The organism is Clostridium lamae, assembly GCF_033043255.1.
In the GTDB taxonomy this organism is placed as follows: domain Bacteria; phylum Bacillota; class Clostridia; order Clostridiales; family Clostridiaceae; genus Clostridium; species Clostridium lamae.
In genome coordinates, this window is sequence record NZ_JASCQJ010000056.1 from 1 (window position 1) to 17,757 (window position 17,757).

A 17,757-nucleotide genomic window follows, 5' to 3' on the forward strand; every position below is an offset into this window, starting at 1 on the left:
TTCCTAATAGTTGATTTTAAATCTTAAAATTAACTTTTAACATTTTGAAATGAGAATGTTTTAAATATATACTTAATTAAGAAGTAAAGAATAATTAATTATTTCACAAAGAATAGTTAATAAAGGAGGTATTATTATTAATATACTAAGATTAGCTGAGAATATAAGTAAATTAAGAAGAGAGAAAAAGATAACTCAAGAGGAACTAGCAAACTTTTTAAAAATTACTAAGGCTTCTGTTTCTAAGTGGGAAACAGGACAAAGTTACCCTGATATATTATTATTACCACAAATTGCGTCTTATTTTGATGTCACTATAGATGAATTACTTGGATATAAACCTCAATTAAGTCCTGAACAAATTAAGAAATATTATTTGGACTTAGCAGAAGATTTTTCAAAATTACCATTTGATGAAGTTATTAAAAAAAGTAGAGGCTTAGTTAAAAAGTATTATTCTTGTTATCCTTTTTTAAGTCAAATTGTTGTATTATGGTTAAATCATTTCATGATTTCAGGAGATAAAGATAAGGAAATAGAGGTTTTAAATAGTATTATAGAACTTTCAGATCATATTATTAAAAGTAGTAGTGATGTTAGTTTATATGAAGAAAATTTATACTTTAAGGCAATAGCCAAGCTTTATTTAGGAAGAGCACAAGAAGTAATTGAAGACTTAGAACCTATTTTAAATAAGAAACAACTAACAGTACAATATGAACCAATACTAATTCAAGCCTACCAAAGCATTGGAGAAATTTCAAAGGCAGAAATTCATAGCCAAAAAACTGTTTATAAGGACTTAATGAATTTAATATCTAATAGTATGGCAATGATTAATTTGAAAATTCAAGATAGTGAATTTTGTGATGAGACAATAAATAGAATTAGAAAAGTTATAGAAGCATATGAAATTAAAAATTTACATCCAAATATAGCTTTACAATTTAATTATCAAGAAACTATCTTTTATTCTGTATATGGGGATAAGGAAAAGGCTTTAAAATCACTTAGAGAATTTGTTAATGGAAGTCTTAAGTTTATTGAAGAAGGTATTTTTCTTCATGGAGATAAATATTTTAATCGCTTAGAAGAGTGGTTTGAAGAATTTCCATTAAAGACAGAGGCTCCAAGAAATGGGAAGATTGTAATGGAAAGCTTACTTCCAGCTCTTGAGAATCCCTCTCTATCAATTCTTTTTGATGAAAAAGAATATAAAGAATTAAAGATGAAAATAGAAAGAAGAAAGGAAAGTAAATAACTATGGAATTAAAAGAAATATTACCATTTTTAATACCTCTTATAATAGCAGAATTAATTTTACTAGGAGTTACTATAAGACATATATTAACTCATAATAAATATAAAAGAGGAAATAGAACTATTTGGCTTGTTATTGCTATTATTGGAATGCAATTTATTGGACCAATTTTATATTTCCTACTTGGAAAAGAGGATGATTAAATGGATGTTCTAAAAGTAACGAATCTTTCTAAAAGTTTTGGCTCTCAAAAAATTATAGATAACTTAAGTTTTAAGGTTGGAGAAAAAACTATTTATGGTTTTATTGGAGAAAATGGAGCTGGAAAAACTACTACAATGAAAATGATTTTAGGTCTTTTAAAAAGTGATAATGGAATAATAGAAGTAAATGGCGAGAAGGTTATTTATGGAGATACTAAGACTAATAAATATATAGGATATCTTCCTGATGTTCCTGAATTTTATGGATATATGACACCATACGAATATTTAAACTTATGTGGAGAAATTACAGGCATTCCAAAAGAGGAAAGAAAGGTTAGAATATTAAGATTATTAGAAATGGTAGGTCTTGAAAATTCGAAAAAAAGAATTAATGGATTTTCTAGAGGAATGAAACAAAGACTTGGAATAGCTCAAGGCTTATTAAATAAGCCTAAACTTCTTATTTGTGATGAACCTACTTCTGCTTTAGATCCAATAGGCAGAAAAGAAATTTTAGATATTCTAAAGTTAGTAAAGGAGGAAACAACAGTTATATTTTCCACACATATATTATCTGATGTGGAGAATATCTGTGATGAAATTGGGCTTCTTCATAATGGAAAGTTAGCTCTTCAAGGGAGCTTAGAAGAAATAAAAACTTTACGAAAAAGGGAAGGATTTAATATAGAGTTTAAATCCGTAGAAGAAGCAGAAAGATTTTCTAAGATACTACCAATAAAGTATTCTAATGATAAACCTATTTTAGAATACCTTGAAAAGAGTGAAGAGGATATGGGTTATGCTATGAAGCTACTTTATGAAAATAAAATTTATCCTTTAAAGATTGAAATGAGAGAGCCAACCTTAGAATCTTTATTTATGGAGGTGGTTAGCAAATGAAGCAGGTAGTTGCTTTTACTAAAAAGGAATTTATGGAACTTACTCGAAGTGGAAAGTTATATCTTCTTATAGGTATTTTCTTTATTTTTGGAATAATGAACCCTGCACTTGCAAAACTAACTCCTTTTTTATTTGAAATGTTATCAGAGTCCTTAAAGGAACAAGGGATTATGATTACGGAAGTTTCGGTGACAGCTATGACTTCTTGGGAACAGTATTATAAAAATATATCTATGGAATTTATAGTTTTTGTTATTATGTTTTGTGGTATTTTTACTTCAGAATATCAAAAGGGAACACTTATTAATGTTTTGACAAAAGGACTTTCTAGATGGAAGGTTGTCTTAGCTAAAAGTATTACTATGATTTTAACTTGGACTTTATGCTATTGGTTATGCTTTGGAGTTACCTATGTTTACAATGCTTATTTTTGGAACAATAGTATTGCACAAAATATAATTTTTGCAGCAAGTGCTTCTTATTTATTTGGAATATTCTTAATTGCAATTATTGTACTTGCTTCATCTTTTATGAAAACTTCATCTTCAGTTCTTCTTTTTACAGGAGGAACATATTTAGTTATTTATTTATTAAATATGGTAGTAAAGCTATCAAAGTATCTTCCAATTAAATTAACATCAGGTCTTGAATTATTAAAGGGAGCATCTTTGATTTCAGATTATGGACTTTCCATGTTAGTTACAATAATCTTAATAGTACTATCATTTACTTTAGCAATTATAAATTTTAATAGAAGAAAGTTATAAAGGGCATAAAATTATAATTTTAGGATAAAAACTATTTGTAGTGTATAATATAAAATAACTATTAAAAAGTAAATAGTTATTTAAGATAAGAAAAGATGAAATATTGAGGTGTCTAATGGACGGTACAAATAGAAATAATATTAAAGTTGGATCAAAGGTTAAAGTGGTTGAAAAAGCAAATCAAAGAACAGGGAAACTTACAGAAGGAGTAGTAAAAAGAATCCTTACTAATTCATCTAATCATCATCATGGAATAAAGGTGATGCTAGAAAGTGGAATTGTGGGAAGAGTTCAAGAAGTAATAGTATAAAAATGGGGTGTATCAGATTTATAAAATGATACACCCCATTTAACTATTGTGCTTTTTCCATTAAATTAGAGTTTGTCCAACTTAATTTTTGCCATTCAAGAAGTAGTTCATTTAAAACTTTTCTTAGAACTTTTCCTATAATATAGTAACAGTTATCATTTAAATTAGCTAATGAAACTCTAAACGACCATTCAGAAGAAGCAAAGCCATCACCATTTAATAAAACCACTGAATAATTTCTTGCTAAATCATAAAGTATATCAAAAGGAGTATAATTTTCAGAAATATAATTAGAAAACTCTTCATTATATTTAATTCTAGCCCAATCTAGAATATTGATTTCAGTATAATAAGAAGCATCCATAGGATTCTCAGTAAGTTCCAATTGTAATCCTTCAAATAATATAGATTTACGTCTTTGGCATATTTCCATAGTTAACTTTTTATAGTTATTAGCTATATCAACAAGAGCTGATCCACAGAATAAAGCCATTTGAACTTGTTGAGGCGTGGAAAGTCCTGCAGTATGATTTAAAGCAACTTGTCTACTATCTGCAACTAATCTATCTATAAATGGTACTTCTTCTGGATTTAAGCTCATATGCTTATATCTAGTATTTAAATTTTCTTTTTCCTCATCCGAAAGATTTTTTATTAAATCATTAAATATATTATTTTTATTAAGTAGTATTGATCCTAATCTCCAACCTGTAACTCCAAAGTATTTAGATAAAGAATAAACACCTATAGTATTATAAGGCAAATAAGAAATAATAGACTTGAAGTCTTTGATAAATGTACAATAAACATCATCAGTTATTATCATTAAATTAGGATTATAATTGGTTACTACATTTATTAAGTTATTTATAGTTTTTTCATTTAAGGCTATAGAAGCTGGATTATTTGGATTAACTATAAATAAAGCCTTTATGTTATTATTTTTAAGTTTTTCTAATTCTTCCATTGGATATTGGAAGGTTGGTTTATTATTTTCATCTAATTCATTAGCATGAATTCTAATAACATTAAAATCATATTCAGGTAAATGAGGTATTTCTAAATAAGGTGTGAATATTGGTGTCATAAGTGCAATAGTATCACCTTTTCTTAATAAGTTATTTACAGCTAAGGAATTAAATATATAACACATAGCAGCTGTACCACCTTCAACAGCAAATACATCAAAAGAATCATTGTATTCATTAGTACCGCATAACTCTTTTAATAAATACCTATTAACTATTTTCTCAATATGTAAAAGCATTCTATCAGGAAAAGGATAATTATCTCCTATAATTCCATCACATATTTCAAATAAGAAGTCATCTTTGTTGAAATTAAATTCATTTATGCAATAATCTATTATATCCCTTAAAAGTTTAATACCTGCTAAATTACTATTCTCATTATAGTAATCTATAAACCTATTATAAATGCCATCTTTTTTTATCATCCCAGCTAAGTTTTCAGCACATAGGGTTCTTTGACATTCTAAAACAGCAAATTGACCTAAGGTGAAGAAGGCTTGTCTAGGAGTTGAAGATGTCCAATTAGGATTTCCTCTTCCTGCATCTAACACAGTTCCATTAAATTTTTCTTTATTTAGATTTGCTAAACTTATTAGTTTATCTTTAAATTCGAAAGGACTTATTCTTCCATAAAGCTTTTTTAAGTAGTCCTTATTTAACATTACATCCATTACGGTCTCCTTCTTGTATTTAATTGTCTATTATTAGTATAAAGCTAGATAGTAAAAAATCAATGATTTCCTGCAAAAAATACAATATATGAAATATTTGATTCACATATTGATGAATTGAAAATTTATATCATTTATCTAAAAGATAAATTGATAAAGTGATAATATCCTTAATATAATTTTGTTAAAATAATTCTTGAATTGATTAATATATACGTATATAATAAAAATATAATTTTATATTGTTCGGATGAAGGTAGTGGGAGAGTGATTATTTATAATCCACCGAAGAAGTAAATCTTTCAGGTATTAGGACCGCTATTGGACGAACCTCTGGAGAGACTCGTAAAGAGCACCGAAGGAGCAAGGTAGCTTATTTTTAAGCTATTGAAACTCTCAGGTAAAAGGACAGGGGATATGATAGGGCTATAGTTTTATTGTTATAGCTTTTACTATCTATTCTCCTCCGTAAAAATTTTTTTAAGGGGGATTTTTTTATGTTAATCAAAATTCAATCAATTTTAAATGCTATAAATAGCATTATATGGGGACCACCATTACTCATATTACTAGTAGGAACAGGCATTTATTTAACATGGAGGCTTAAATTACTTCAAGTAATAAGATTACCACTAGCATTTAAGTATGTTTTTTCTAAGGAAGAAGATAATGATGAGATGGCTAAAGGAGATGTATCTAGCTATGGAGCCTTATGTACAGCGTTATCAGCAACTATTGGAACAGGAAATATAGTTGGAGTTGCAACAGCAATCACAGCTGGAGGGCCTGGAGCTGTATTTTGGATGTGGTTTGCAGCATTTTTTGGAATGGCAACAAAGTATGCTGAAGGATTACTTGCAATTAAGTATAGAGAAATTGATGAAAATGGAGAAATGGCTGGTGGTCCAATGTATTATATAAAAAATGGACTAGGATTAAATTGGTTAGCAAAATTATTTGCTATATTTGGTGTAGGAGTTGCATTACTTGGAATAGGAACGTTTGGACAAGTTAAATCTATTGCAGATGCTGCACAAATAGGATTTAATATACCTATTGTAGTAACAACAGTAATAATTACAATACTAGTTGCTTTGATAACATTAGGTGGAATACAAAGAATATCAAGTGTGTCTGAAAAGATAGTACCTTTTATGGCAATTTTATATATGATTGGTGCATTGTTAGTATTATTTTTTAATTTTGAAAAAATACCTGCAGCACTTTTATTAATAATTGAAAGTGCATTCAATCCAAAGTCTGCGTTAGGAGGAGCTACAGGAATAACAGTATCAATTGCAATGCAAAGAGGAATTGGAAGAGGAATATTTTCTAATGAATCTGGTCTTGGGAGTGCACCAATAGCAGCAGCTGCTGCAAAGACAAAATCAGCAGTTAGACAAGGGTTAATTTCAATGACAGGAACTTTTTTAGATACTATAATTGTTTGTACTATGACAGGGATAGTAATAGTTTTAACTGGAAACTATAGTAGCAGTCTAGAAGGAGCGGCATTAACAACTTTAGCTTTTGAATCTGGTTTACCAATAGCAGAAGTAGGGAAGTATATAGTTAATATAGGACTTATATTCTTTGCTTTTACAACTATTATTGGTTGGAACTATTATGGTGAAAGATGTGTTCAGTATTTAGTTGGAATTAAAGGAATAAAGCCATATAAGTGGATTTTTATAATATTAGTTGCTGTTGGACCATTCTTGCCATTAGAGATGATCTTTATAATAGCAGATATAGTAAATGGTCTTATGGCATTTCCGAATTTAGTAGGTTTAATAGGACTAAGAAAAGTAGTTATAGAAGAGACAGAGCAATACTTTGAAGCTATAAAGGAAAGAGAAGAAGTATTATCTTCTTAAATATATAATAAATCAGTTTTCATAATTTCCGATGAGAAGAGAAATTATTTCATTTAGATGGAAAGATAAAAAACTATAATGCTAGTGTGACTTGGAGCTTGCGACTGAACAGCTAGCATTACAGTTTTTTTCTTTATTTTTTCTTAAAATAATACTAATAAGATTTAAAAACTTAGAATATTATTATAATATATTATTAAGTAAACTAGGAGGTGGGGACTTGCAATATAAAGGAACATATGGAGGTTTAAACAATGTTAGTAAATCAGCAAAGGATAATAAGATTAAAAAAATAATTTTAATTTTATCATTCTTAATTACTTTTATTAGTACTCTGTTTATAGTGGCTCCTAGAATAATAAATAAAATTGATAATAGTATTAATCTTTCGAAAGAAGAAATTCAAAGTTATATAGATGTAACTGATGAATTAAGTAAGTCTGGATATCAATTAAATTGGCAGGAGATAGCGGCAATTAACTCAGTTTTAAATGATGGAAATTTTGAAATTAATAATGAAAACATAAGTAATATAGCAAATGTATTATTAAAAAAAGATAATGAGGGCAATGTAATAGGAATTAACTCTTTTAAAAATGCTATTAAAAGTTTAAAGCTAAATAAAGAATCAGAAGAGTTAGCAAAAAATAATCTAGAAAGAATAAAGAATAATTATATTAATGAAAGCCTGGCGAAAGATAGGGATAAAGTAGGTTTTGTAGAAAGTATATCTGAAATTGCTTATGAAAATTACAGTGATTATGGGATTTTACCTTCAATAACTATTTCACAAGCTATCTTAGAATCGGGATGGGGAGAATCTACATTATCATCAGGATATAATAATTTATTTGGAATAAAAGCTGATAGTAGATGGAGCGGAAAAAAAGTAGAATTAGAAACTAAAGAAAATTATGATGACGTAATAGTTGGCGCATTTAGGGCCTATGATGATTTTGATGAATCTATTAAAGATCATGGTAAATTCTTATATGAAAATGAAAGATATGCTGCAAATGGATTATTCGAAGGAAAAAGATATAAGGAACAAGCGCAAGCACTAGAAAATGCAGGATATAGTACATCAAAAGATGAAGAAGGAAATTTAATTTATGCAGATAAATTAATAAGAGTTATACAAGAAAATAACTTAATGATTTACGATAATCTCGTGAAAAGAAATTAAAAGAGGAATTATCTCCTCTTTTACTTTATTTTGAATTTAGTTTCATCTGGTATTACAGCTATTTCTTTCTTTGAAAGTGACGTAATTTTAATAAAGTAGTTTCCTCTACTAATAATACTAATAAATCTTAAAAGTGAATTATCGTTTCCTTGGACTTCCATTTCCACCATACCGTTTGACATATTATGAACCCATCCAGTTAAATTAAGGTTTGTTGCATTCATTTGACAATAATATCTAAATCCAACACCCTGAACTCTTCCATCAGCAACAATATAATATCTGGTCACTATATCACTCCTTATACAATTTAATAAAGAAATTATACCATAAATTGAGCAAAAGAATTAATATTCTGAAATTTTTAATTATAAAATATGCAAATAGATGGTATAATTTAAAGGAGAGCGTTTAGGGGAGGTATTATTATGGAAAAATCTTTAGTACTTATAAAACCAGATGCGGTTAGAAAAAATTTAATAGGTAAGATTATTAGTAAGTATGAAGAGAATAATCTAAGAGTTGTAAATTTGAAAATGGAAAGTATTACGAAGGAATTTGCTAGTATACATTATGCGGAACATATAGGAAAGGATTTTTATGATCCTTTAATAAATTTTATAACTAGCGGACCTTTATGTGCTTTAGTTTTAGAGGGTGAAAATGCTATTGAAAGAATTAGAGATATAAATGGTAGTACTAATCCTGAAGTAGCAAAAGAAGGAACTATAAGAAAAATGTATGCAAGCAGTAATAGGGAAAATTGTGTACATGCTTCAGATAGTGAAAATAGTGCTAAAAGAGAAATAATGTTATGGTTTGGGGAACAATGAAAAATGAATAATGAAAAATGTAAAATTTAAGAAGAAACTCCCTAAGGAGTTTCTAAAATAAATATATTGAAAAGGAGATGCCTAAACATCTCCTTTTCAACATGATATTTCATATTTTCTAATTAATCTTTACTTTTAACCAAACATCATCATATAGTTTAATATCATTTCCTAGATCCTTATATATCTCACATTTATCTAAGACTTCATCAGAAGGATAAACAGCTTCATCTTCTTGTGTTTCTTCGTCAAGAAGAGCATAAGCAGCAGCGTTAGGAGTAGCATAGCCTATATATTCAACATTTTCTTTTGCGTTCTCAGGATCAGATAAGAAATTTATAAATTCTTCAGCTTCAGTTTTATGTTTTGCTCCTTTAGGAATAACCATAACATCAAACCATTTATTAGAACCTTCCTTAGGAACAACATATTGAAGGTTTAAATCTGAAGCTTCATCTTGAATGTAGATGGCATCACCAGAATATACAGTAGCCATTATTGCTTCTCCGTTAATCATCTTATCCTTAACTTCATCCATAACATAAGATTGAACTAAAGGCTTTTGTTTTATTAATTCATCCGCAGCAGCGTTTAATTCGTCTTTATTTACTGAATTCATTGAATAACCAAGTCTAACTAATGATATTGCTAAGGTATCTCTTATAGAATCGAACATAAAAATTTCGCCCTTATATTTTTTATTCCATAAGATATCCCAGCTATCAACAACGTCATCAACTCTATCAGCATCATATATAATACCAATAGTTCCCCACATATAAGGAACAGAGTATTCATTGTTAGAATCATAAGGTAAATTCTTGAAATCTTCTCCGATATATTGGTAATTTGGGATGTTATTAAAGTCTATTTTTTCTAACATATCCTCTTTCTTCATCTTTTCAACCATATAGTCAGAAGGGAAGATTAAGTCATAAGTACCTGGACTATTTTTAACCTTTTGATACATTATTTCGTTCGACTCATAAGTATCATAAATAACATCTATACCAGTTTCATTTTCGAATTTTTCTATTAAATCTTCATTTATATAGTCACCATAATTAAATACATTTAAAGTTCTTTTACCATTTTCATCATCACTCTTACAACCAACGAAGGCGGAAGATATAAATATTAATGAAGATAGTATAGCGATGGACTTTTTAAGCTTTTTCAACTTTATCACCTCTTGTAAATTCCTTTCTATTAGCTATTAATAAAAGGGTTAATACTGTTACAAACATTAATGTAGAAAGAGCATTGATTTCAGGTTTAATACCCCTTCTTGCCATTGCAAAAATTTCAATCGAAAGGTTTGTAACCCCTGGACCAGCTGTGAAGAAACTAATAACAAAGTCGTCAATTGACATAGTAAAAGCCATTAGCATTCCAGCAAAAATACCAGGTTTAATTTGAGGCAATATAACATTTCTTAGAGTATAAGCTGGTGTAGCACCTAGGTCTAAAGCAGCTTCTTCAATGTTCTCAGGTAATTGTCTAAGCTTAGGTAAAACTGCAAGTATTACATATGGAATATTAAATGTAATATGAGCAAGTAACATTGTAGTAAATCCAAAATCTAATTTAGTAATAGGTCTTATAAATATGAATAAACTCATTAATGCAATTCCTGTTACAATATCAGGATTTAATACAGGTAAATAGTTTATATTTAATAATAGAGCTTTTTTGGGTCCTTTCATTTTATTAATTCCAATAGCAGCTAATGTTCCTATTATTGTAGCTACTACAGAAGAAATAACAGCTATAACTACTGTGAAGAAAAGAGCTTTCATAATATTTTCATTATTGAATAATTCAACATACCATTTTAAAGTAAATCCAGACCATTTTCCCATAGTTTTTGAATCGTTGAATGAGAATATTATTAAGGCAGCAATAGGTGTATATAAGAATATGAAAATTAAAACTAAATAAAACTTTTTAATAAAATTTTCTAAACTTTTTACCATAATTGTCCGCCTCCTTCTTTAGCTTCTGAATTATCAAATAAACTCATTATAGCCATACAAATTAAAATAATTACCATCATAAATATCGAAATAGATGAACCAAAGTTCCAGTCACCCATTGTTGTAAATTGTTGTTCAATTAAATTACCTAAAAGCATATATTGACCGCCACCTAGTAATCTAGAAATTACAAAGGTAGAAACAGCTGGCATAAATACCATAGTAATACCTGAAATTACACCAGGCATACTTAAAGGCAAAACAACTTTTCTAAATACTTGTCTTTTATTAGCACCTAAATCAGATGCTGCATTTAATAAATCAGTATCTATTTTAGTTAGTACAGTATAAATAGGTAAAACCATAAATGGCAAGAAATTATATATCATACCTAAGATTACTGCACCATCAGTATACAAGAAATTAAAAGGTCCAAAGCCTAAATAGCCAAGTATAGTATTAATAAATCCATTTTTACCTAGTATAGGTAGCCATGCGTAAGTTCTAAGTAAGAAATTCATCCACATAGGAACTATAAATAACATAATTAAAATATTTCCTTTTGAAGGCTTCATTCTAGAAATTATATAAGCTACTGGATATCCAAGTACTAGACACCAGAAAGTAGATAAAAATGCAAGCCATAAGCTTCTTTCAAAAACTTTAATATATTGTGGTTGAATTAATCTTAAAAAGTTTTCTGTTGAAAATTTATAACTCCCATCAGGAGTAGAAACAGTAAAGCCGAAAAATAATACTATTAATAAAGGAATTACAATAAATAGAGCACTCCAAAATATAAATGGATAAGAGGCAATATTTTTTCTAGATATTTTTGATTTACTCATTTGCAGAAACCTTTCTCATTATGTGAATATCTTCTGGGTAAATATCTAAACCAATTACAGAATTTACTTCTGCGAATTTAGTATTGTGTATAATCCATTTATGATTTCCTTCTTCAACTTCTATTTCGTAATGAACTCCTTTAAAAATTATTGATTTTACAGTTCCTTTTATCATTCCTTTTTCAGCTGATACCATTTTAATATCTTCTGGTCTAATAACCACATCTACTAATTCATCTTTATTAAACCCTTTATCTACGCAGTCAAAGATTCTATTGCAAAATTCAACTTTGTAATCTTTAAGCATTTTTCCATCTAGTATATTACTTTCTCCAATAAAATCAGCAACAAAAGCATTAGCTGGTTCATTGTATATATCTTCAGGAGAGCCCATTTGTTGTATTCTACCTTTGTTCATAACAATTATCGTATCCGACATAGTTAATGCTTCTTCTTGATCGTGAGTTACAAAGATAAAAGTAATTCCTAATCTTTGTTGTATTCTTTTAAGCTCTATTTGCATTTCTTTTCTAAGTTTTAAATCTAAAGCTCCTAATGGTTCATCTAAAAGAAGAACTTCAGGTTCGTTAACTAGTGCTCTAGCAATTGCAACTCTTTGCTGTTGCCCACCACTTAAAGATTCAATTTTTCTTTTTTCAAATCCTTCTAGTGATACTAGCTTTAGCATTTCTTTCACTTTTGAATCAATTTTGTCCTTTGGAGTCTTCTTTATTTTTAATCCAAATGCAACATTATCATAGACATTCATGTGAGGAAACAAGGCATATTTTTGGAATACGGTGTTTACCTGCCTCTTATATGGAGGCAATGAAGAAATATCACTTCCATCAAATAAAATTTCACCTTCATCAGCTTCTTCAAAACCAGCTATTATTTTTAATGTTGTTGTTTTACCACATCCACTTGGACCTAGTAATGTTAAAAACTCATTCTTTTTAATGTTTAATGATAGATTATCTAAAACACAATTATCTTCAAATGTTTTAGAAACACCTTTAATTTCTATAATATTTTGTTCCAAAATAAACACCTCTTTCTATAGATTTAAAATGATGGTGGAGTACTTATCCAAATTACTTTGGCTTGGCTTTTTCCTGGATTCGAAATATAGTGATTCGATCTAGGTTTAAAATAAAAGCTTTCACCTTTTTTTACTTTAAATTTCTTTTTTCCTAAATGTAATATAATGGTTCCAGATAAAACATAGCCAAACTCTTCACCTTCATGAGGTTCTTCCTCTATATATTGCCCGTTAGGTTCCAAAGTTATCATGATTGGTTCCATTTCATTTTTTTGTGCATTAGGTATAAGCCACATTAACTTATATTTTAAGTCTTCATTTTCAGTTTCAAACATATCTTCATATGTAAAAGTAACTTTTTCTTCACTAGCATCACTAAAGAATTCTCTTAGATTTGTTCCAAGAATTTCCAATATATCTATTAATGTTGCTATTGAAGGGGAAGTTAAATCATTTTCTACTTGTGATATAAAGCCTTTAGATAATTCACATCTATTAGCTAATTCTTCTTGAGTCAGTTGTTTCTCAATACGTAGTCTACGTATCTTTTCACCAATTTCCACAAATACACCTTCCATATAAATATTTTCTAATACTAAACATTATGTTTAAAATTACTAAACAAACTATTGTAATTATATAGATATATAAATAAAAAATCAATATTTTTTTATGAAATTATGAAAAAATATTTCTTCTGAAGTTATTGGTATTAGTGAGTTAGGACATGGTTTATGAAAATGGAGTTTAATAAAACAACATTTAAAGTTTAGGAATACTAAATATTTTTTAGAGAATGATAATTGATAGAAAATTCGATAATCTTTATAAATTAGATAAACTCAATGCCTTAAAAAAGTTAAAGCTTATATAATTAGTTAGTATAAATAATAAAATATTAAAATTTAATTACATAATTTACATATTATTCTCATATTTCTTGATTAAAGGAAGGATTTATGAGATAGTTATTTATATATTGACTTTAAGAAAAAGGAAAATATTTATAGGTGATATAATGAATGATATTAATTTATATAGAAGAAATGGGAAACTTATTTATATTAAAATGCCTGAATTTAATGAATTAGCTTTTGTTAAAGAATTATGGGGCAATAGAAAAAATATGAACGATGTAGGAGGAGTATATTCATTTCCAGAAGAAAAATGGGGCATGTTTTACAAAAAAATGGTTTCTCCAACAGATGGGAAAAATTTTTATTGCTTGATTTATGATTTAAATGATAAACCAATAGGTGAGGTTAGCTTTCATGGTTATAACTCGGCTACAAAGGTTGCGAGAATTAATGTAAAAGTTCATTATGAACATAGAAGAAAAGGATATGGGGAAGAGGCTTTAAGACTACTTTTAGAATATTATTTCTTTGAATTTGGAGGACAGGCAATAATAGATTCAGTAAAGAATGATGAGGGAAAATTTCTGTTGAAAAAAATTGGTTTTGAAGAACTAAATAATTTTAGAAATCAAGGAACATATAAGTTAACTAAAAATAAGTTTATGAGCTTTAAAGCTAATAATAAGATTTCAGTTGCTGTTTTGTCTTATGATAATATTGATTTAACAGAATACTTTTTACCTTTTAATATTTTTAATAAGGTAAATGGAATTTTAAAAGAAGATTATTTTAATGTATATTCAATATGTGATGAATTTAAGATTAAAAGTAAATATGATTCTATAGAAATAAAACATAATGCTAATGATTGTGATGTTTGTCCAGATATTTTAATAGTCCCAGGTGGAAGTGGTGTTGAAAAAGCTATTAAGGATAAAGTGTTATTAGCATATATAAATAAGGTGTTTTCTCACTGTGATTATATAGTTACATTTTCAAGTGGGGTATACTTTTTGAATGAAATTATAAATATGGATGGGATTTCTATACCAAATTCTAAATATCAGATAGATGGAGTGAATAGATTAAATAAAGACTTTGTGGATAATGGTAAGATAATGATCTCTAATAAATTAGTAGGACATATAGAATTATGTATGAATTTAGTAAAAAAAATAGCAGGCGATGAAGTTTCAATGAAATTAGCTGAAGAAATTGGATATTTATTCTAGTATTAATATATTAACATTGGACAATTTATAATATACAGATTATAATTGTTTTTGATAATTTCATAGGGTTTAATTGTACAATATGAGGAGAAGATAAGATGATAAAAGGGAGAATTCATTCTATAGAAACCATGGGACTTGTAGATGGACCAGGTATAAGAGTTGTAGTATTTTTTCAAGGATGTAAATTAAGATGTCTATATTGCCACAATCCTGATACTTGGAGTGAAAAAGAAGGTACAGAATATGATGTTGAAGATTTAGTTAAGAAAATTAAAAGGTTCAAAAGTTATTTTTCAACATCAGGTGGAGGCGTTACTTTTTCAGGAGGAGATCCACTAAGACAACCAGAATTTCTTTTAGATGTCTTGAAACGTTGCAAAGAAGAAGGAATACATACTTGTTTAGATACTTCTGGAGTGGGGTTTGGAGATTATGATGAAATATTGAAATATACTGATTTAGTTTTATATGACGTTAAGCATTTAACTGAAGAAGGTTATTTAGATATGACTGGAAATAAAATTGATGAAAGCAATAAATTCATAGAGGCTGTTAAAAGAGTAGGTACTAAGTTATGGATAAGACAAGTAGTAGTTCCGGGAAGAACTGATAGTGAAAATTATATGAAATCATTAAGGACTTTTGTTGATTCATTACAAAATGTTGAGAAAGTAGAATTACTACCATATCATTTATTAGGTGTGAGTAAATACGAAAATATGAAGTTGAAGTATAGATTAGATGGAGTTCCTGCTATGGACAAGGAAGTTTGTAAGGAGCTTAAAGATAAGTATTTTAGTGAATATTAATATATAGGGAAAAGAAATAAAGCTAAGAATTTATATTGAAAATTAGATTTTTATAATTCCGAATAAAATGAGGAATTATTTCCTTTGATACAAAAAGAAAAAATATAATGTTAGTGTGACTTGGAGCTTGCGACGGAACAGCTAACATTATATTTTTTCTTTATTTTTTTATTTAAGTATTTTTGAGAAGTATCCAGCAGGAATTAATCCCTTTTTCATACCTTGAATTACAGCTAAGTAAGTTGCAGCAGTATCGAATCTGGCATCATGATAGTTGCCACTTCCTTCAAAAAGCTCGTTTGCTCTATTTGATATTTGTTCTTCTGTGATTCCTAAGAAATCTATTACTTCTGCAAGTTTTGGATTTTTTATTGAACCAGATGGATTCAATATGTTGCATATAGACTTGTAGTAGGCCATTGTACAAAAAGTATTTTTAGGTTCCCAAGTAGTATCTACAAGGCCGGCCTCCCAAAGTTGTTGTAATTCATGTTTTAAAAATTTTATATCAAATTGAACATTGTGACCTATAATAAAGTCAGCATCAAAAAAGTCTGGCATAAACTCATGAACAAACTCTAAGAATTCTCTTCCATCAGAAAGTTCATAAAGCTTTTCTAAAGAAAAACCATGAATTGCTTCAGCACCTTCATCCATAGTATCTACTGTAAAGAAAAAGTTTTTACCAGTAGTTTTTTGTGGTTTGGTTGAAGCATCTATTACTATATAACTTAATTGACAAATGTTTCCTGGTTTTATGCTTGTCGTTTCTGTATCAAAAAATAATAGCTTCATATTATCCTCCTAAGATTATTTTGCTTATTATATAATAACATAAAAAATAAATAAATCAAAAAAGAGCTGTCACGACAGCTCGGTATTAAATCTTATTTTCCTTCAAAGGCTTTAGAAATAACCTTAAATAGTTCAAGACAAGTTTCTAATGTTCTTTGATTATCATCTAGCATAGGATTAAATTCTACAAAATCCATAGACCTAACTAAAGAAGTATTTATTACAGTTTCTATTACTTCTTTTCCTTCTGCAAAGGATAAACCATCTTCTACAGGAGTACCTGTACCTGGTACATAAGATGGATCTAAGCTATCAATATCAAAACTAAAATGAATATTTTTAACATTATTCTTCTTAAATGCTTCCAGTAATTCTTTTAATACTGTTTTAATGCCCTTTGTTTTAATATCTTTCATGGTCCATACATTCAGATTATATTCCTTGATTAACTCAAGTTCACCTAAATCTAAGTCTCTGCAACCTAATAAAAATACTTTTTCAGGTTTAACCTTTTGGCCAGGGAAATAAATGTTAGTTAAGGATTCATAACCAATTCCCATACAACTTGCTAAAGGCATTCCGTGAATGTTTCCTGATGGGGAAGTTTCAGGTGTATTTATATCACCATGAGCATCCACCCAAACAACTGCAAGATCCTCTTTGAAAAATTTACTAGAACCTGCAACGCTTCCAAGAGCTAATGCATGATCTCCACCAATAGTTAGTGGAAGATACGAATTTTTTAAAGAATCATAAACTTTATCAGCTAGTCCAATATTTGATCTCACAACTTCATCTAAATACTTCATTTTTGCGTTTGCTGCGTATTTATCATTTGAAGAAACATTTTTTACATGAACTTCGCCCATATCACAGACTTCATGGCTTTTATTAAAGATATCTAGAAGGTTGTTCTCTCTTAAAATCTTTGGGCCTTTTTCTACTCCCGGATTATCACATCCATAGAATAAAGGCATATCAATAATACTAATATTCATAAAACAAACCTCCAAATGAATTATAATTTTTAGGGCAATAAATATATATTAATAGCTAAAATTAAATATGTAAATAAAAAAATAAATTTTTTGTTAAAGATTTATAATAATTATTAATTTTTAATAAATATTAAAATTAATATAATACATTAATA

General features: G+C 28.2%; 19 protein-coding genes, 1 pseudogene and 2 riboswitches. Of the genes and pseudogenes, 11 read left to right on the top strand and 9 right to left on the bottom strand.

The window, feature by feature from the left end:
- Positions 1-163: 163 nt before the first annotated feature.
- The 6 genes and pseudogenes from QK892_RS18465 to QK892_RS17100 all read left to right on the top strand — a co-directional run.
- Positions 164-334, top strand: a pseudogene (locus QK892_RS18465) (helix-turn-helix domain-containing protein); the annotation flags it as partial.
- A 42-nt stretch (positions 335-376) separates the two neighbouring features.
- Positions 377-1,261, top strand: coding sequence for an XRE family transcriptional regulator (locus QK892_RS17080; RefSeq protein ID WP_317274753.1), 885 nt, complete (start codon positions 377-379; stop codon positions 1,259-1,261).
- Positions 1,262-1,263: 2 nt separating this feature from the next.
- Positions 1,264-1,464 (top strand): PLDc N-terminal domain-containing protein, encoded by a 201-nt coding sequence (locus QK892_RS17085; protein ID WP_317274754.1) that lies wholly within the window; start codon positions 1,264-1,266, stop codon positions 1,462-1,464.
- Entirely contained in the window at positions 1,465-2,367 is a 903-nt protein-coding gene (locus QK892_RS17090) for an ABC transporter ATP-binding protein (protein WP_317274755.1), read from the top strand. It begins immediately after the preceding gene.
- A complete protein-coding gene (locus QK892_RS17095) occupies positions 2,364-3,134 on the top strand; it encodes an ABC transporter permease (RefSeq protein WP_317274756.1) in 771 nt (256 codons plus the stop codon). The genes QK892_RS17090 and QK892_RS17095 overlap by 4 nt, the downstream gene beginning before the upstream one ends.
- 115 nt (positions 3,135-3,249) lie before the next feature.
- Positions 3,250-3,444, top strand: a complete 195-nt coding sequence (locus QK892_RS17100) for a YwbE family protein (protein WP_317274757.1) — start codon at positions 3,250-3,252, stop codon at positions 3,442-3,444.
- A 43-nt stretch (positions 3,445-3,487) separates the two neighbouring features.
- Here the strand turns inward: QK892_RS17100 and aspD are convergent, their stop codons facing one another.
- Positions 3,488-5,146, bottom strand: a complete 1,659-nt coding sequence (gene aspD / locus QK892_RS17105; protein ID WP_394855049.1) for an aspartate 4-decarboxylase — start codon at positions 5,144-5,146, stop codon at positions 3,488-3,490.
- A gap of 250 nt (positions 5,147-5,396) precedes the next feature.
- Positions 5,397-5,474, top strand: a riboswitch (glycine riboswitch).
- A gap of 2 nt (positions 5,475-5,476) precedes the next feature.
- Positions 5,477-5,561, top strand: a riboswitch (glycine riboswitch).
- Between the two features lie 82 nt (positions 5,562-5,643).
- Here aspD and QK892_RS17110 point away from each other — a divergent pair.
- The gene (locus QK892_RS17110) at positions 5,644-7,023 is read left to right on the top strand and encodes an alanine/glycine:cation symporter family protein (protein WP_317274758.1); all 1,380 of its coding nucleotides are present in this window, start codon (positions 5,644-5,646) and stop codon (positions 7,021-7,023) included.
- A gap of 220 nt (positions 7,024-7,243) precedes the next feature.
- The gene (locus tag QK892_RS17115; RefSeq protein ID WP_317274759.1) at positions 7,244-8,209 is read left to right on the top strand and encodes a glycoside hydrolase family 73 protein; all 966 of its coding nucleotides are present in this window, start codon (positions 7,244-7,246) and stop codon (positions 8,207-8,209) included.
- Between the two features lie 20 nt (positions 8,210-8,229).
- On the opposite strand, the gene QK892_RS17120 is transcribed toward QK892_RS17115, so the two are convergent.
- Positions 8,230-8,499: an acylphosphatase gene (locus QK892_RS17120; RefSeq protein ID WP_317274760.1), complete on the bottom strand. Its 270-nt coding sequence runs from the start codon at positions 8,497-8,499 to the stop codon at positions 8,230-8,232.
- A gap of 138 nt (positions 8,500-8,637) precedes the next feature.
- On the opposite strand from QK892_RS17120, the gene ndk reads away from it, so the two are divergent.
- Positions 8,638-9,042, top strand: coding sequence for a nucleoside-diphosphate kinase (gene ndk, locus QK892_RS17125; RefSeq protein ID WP_317274761.1), 405 nt, complete (start codon positions 8,638-8,640; stop codon positions 9,040-9,042).
- Between the two features lie 118 nt (positions 9,043-9,160).
- On the opposite strand, the gene QK892_RS17130 is transcribed toward ndk, so the two are convergent.
- From QK892_RS17130 to QK892_RS17150, 5 genes are read right to left on the bottom strand one after another with little or no spacing between them, the layout of a single operon-like run.
- Positions 9,161-10,222, bottom strand: a complete 1,062-nt coding sequence (locus QK892_RS17130) for an ABC transporter substrate-binding protein (RefSeq protein ID WP_317274762.1) — start codon at positions 10,220-10,222, stop codon at positions 9,161-9,163.
- On the bottom strand, positions 10,209-11,018 hold the full coding sequence (locus QK892_RS17135) for an ABC transporter permease (protein WP_317274763.1): 810 nt from the start codon (positions 11,016-11,018) through the stop codon (positions 10,209-10,211). The genes QK892_RS17130 and QK892_RS17135 overlap by 14 nt, the downstream gene beginning before the upstream one ends.
- Positions 11,012-11,866 (bottom strand): ABC transporter permease, encoded by an 855-nt coding sequence (locus QK892_RS17140; RefSeq protein ID WP_317274764.1) that lies wholly within the window; start codon positions 11,864-11,866, stop codon positions 11,012-11,014. The genes QK892_RS17135 and QK892_RS17140 overlap by 7 nt, the downstream gene beginning before the upstream one ends.
- A complete protein-coding gene (gene potA, locus QK892_RS17145) occupies positions 11,859-12,908 on the bottom strand; it encodes a spermidine/putrescine ABC transporter ATP-binding protein (protein ID WP_317274765.1) in 1,050 nt (349 codons plus the stop codon). Before potA ends, QK892_RS17140 begins: the two co-directional genes overlap by 8 nt.
- Before the next feature lie 23 nt (positions 12,909-12,931).
- Positions 12,932-13,471, bottom strand: coding sequence for a helix-turn-helix domain-containing protein (locus QK892_RS17150; protein WP_317274766.1), 540 nt, complete (start codon positions 13,469-13,471; stop codon positions 12,932-12,934).
- Between the two features lie 455 nt (positions 13,472-13,926).
- On the opposite strand from QK892_RS17150, the gene QK892_RS17155 reads away from it, so the two are divergent.
- Positions 13,927-14,997, top strand: coding sequence for a GNAT family N-acetyltransferase (locus QK892_RS17155; RefSeq protein WP_317274767.1), 1,071 nt, complete (start codon positions 13,927-13,929; stop codon positions 14,995-14,997).
- 98 nt (positions 14,998-15,095) lie between these two features.
- Positions 15,096-15,809, top strand: a complete 714-nt coding sequence (pflA, locus tag QK892_RS17160; RefSeq protein WP_317274768.1) for a pyruvate formate-lyase-activating protein — start codon at positions 15,096-15,098, stop codon at positions 15,807-15,809.
- 168 nt (positions 15,810-15,977) lie between these two features.
- Here the strand turns inward: pflA and QK892_RS17165 are convergent, their stop codons facing one another.
- Entirely contained in the window at positions 15,978-16,604 is a 627-nt protein-coding gene (locus QK892_RS17165) for a 3'-5' exonuclease (protein WP_317274769.1), read from the bottom strand.
- A gap of 92 nt (positions 16,605-16,696) precedes the next feature.
- Positions 16,697-17,602 carry an arginase gene (gene rocF / locus QK892_RS17170; protein ID WP_317274770.1) on the bottom strand — a complete coding sequence of 302 codons (906 nt, stop codon included), beginning with the start codon at positions 17,600-17,602 and terminating at the stop codon, positions 16,697-16,699.
- Positions 17,603-17,757: the final 155 nt, after the last annotated feature.

Bases quoted from the DNA above. Each gene is read 5' to 3' on its own strand.
- QK892_RS17085 (WP_317274754.1), top strand. From the start codon at position 1,264: ATGGAATTAAAAGAAATATTACCATTTTTAATACCTCTTATAATAGCA.
- QK892_RS17090 (WP_317274755.1), top strand. From the start codon at position 1,465: ATGGATGTTCTAAAAGTAACGAATCTTTCTAAAAGTTTTGGCTCTCAA.
- QK892_RS17095 (WP_317274756.1), top strand. From the start codon at position 2,364: ATGAAGCAGGTAGTTGCTTTTACTAAAAAGGAATTTATGGAACTTACT.
- QK892_RS17100 (WP_317274757.1), top strand. From the start codon at position 3,250: ATGGACGGTACAAATAGAAATAATATTAAAGTTGGATCAAAGGTTAAA.
- aspD (WP_394855049.1), bottom strand. From the start codon at position 5,146: ATGGATGTAATGTTAAATAAGGACTACTTAAAAAAGCTTTATGGAAGA.
- QK892_RS17110 (WP_317274758.1), top strand. From the start codon at position 5,644: ATGTTAATCAAAATTCAATCAATTTTAAATGCTATAAATAGCATTATA.
- ndk (WP_317274761.1), top strand. From the start codon at position 8,638: ATGGAAAAATCTTTAGTACTTATAAAACCAGATGCGGTTAGAAAAAAT.
- QK892_RS17135 (WP_317274763.1), bottom strand. From the start codon at position 11,018: ATGGTAAAAAGTTTAGAAAATTTTATTAAAAAGTTTTATTTAGTTTTA.
- QK892_RS17140 (WP_317274764.1), bottom strand. From the start codon at position 11,866: ATGAGTAAATCAAAAATATCTAGAAAAAATATTGCCTCTTATCCATTT.
- QK892_RS17155 (WP_317274767.1), top strand. From the start codon at position 13,927: ATGAATGATATTAATTTATATAGAAGAAATGGGAAACTTATTTATATT.
- pflA (WP_317274768.1), top strand. From the start codon at position 15,096: ATGATAAAAGGGAGAATTCATTCTATAGAAACCATGGGACTTGTAGAT.
- QK892_RS17165 (WP_317274769.1), bottom strand. From the start codon at position 16,604: ATGAAGCTATTATTTTTTGATACAGAAACGACAAGCATAAAACCAGGA.
- rocF (WP_317274770.1), bottom strand. From the start codon at position 17,602: ATGAATATTAGTATTATTGATATGCCTTTATTCTATGGATGTGATAAT.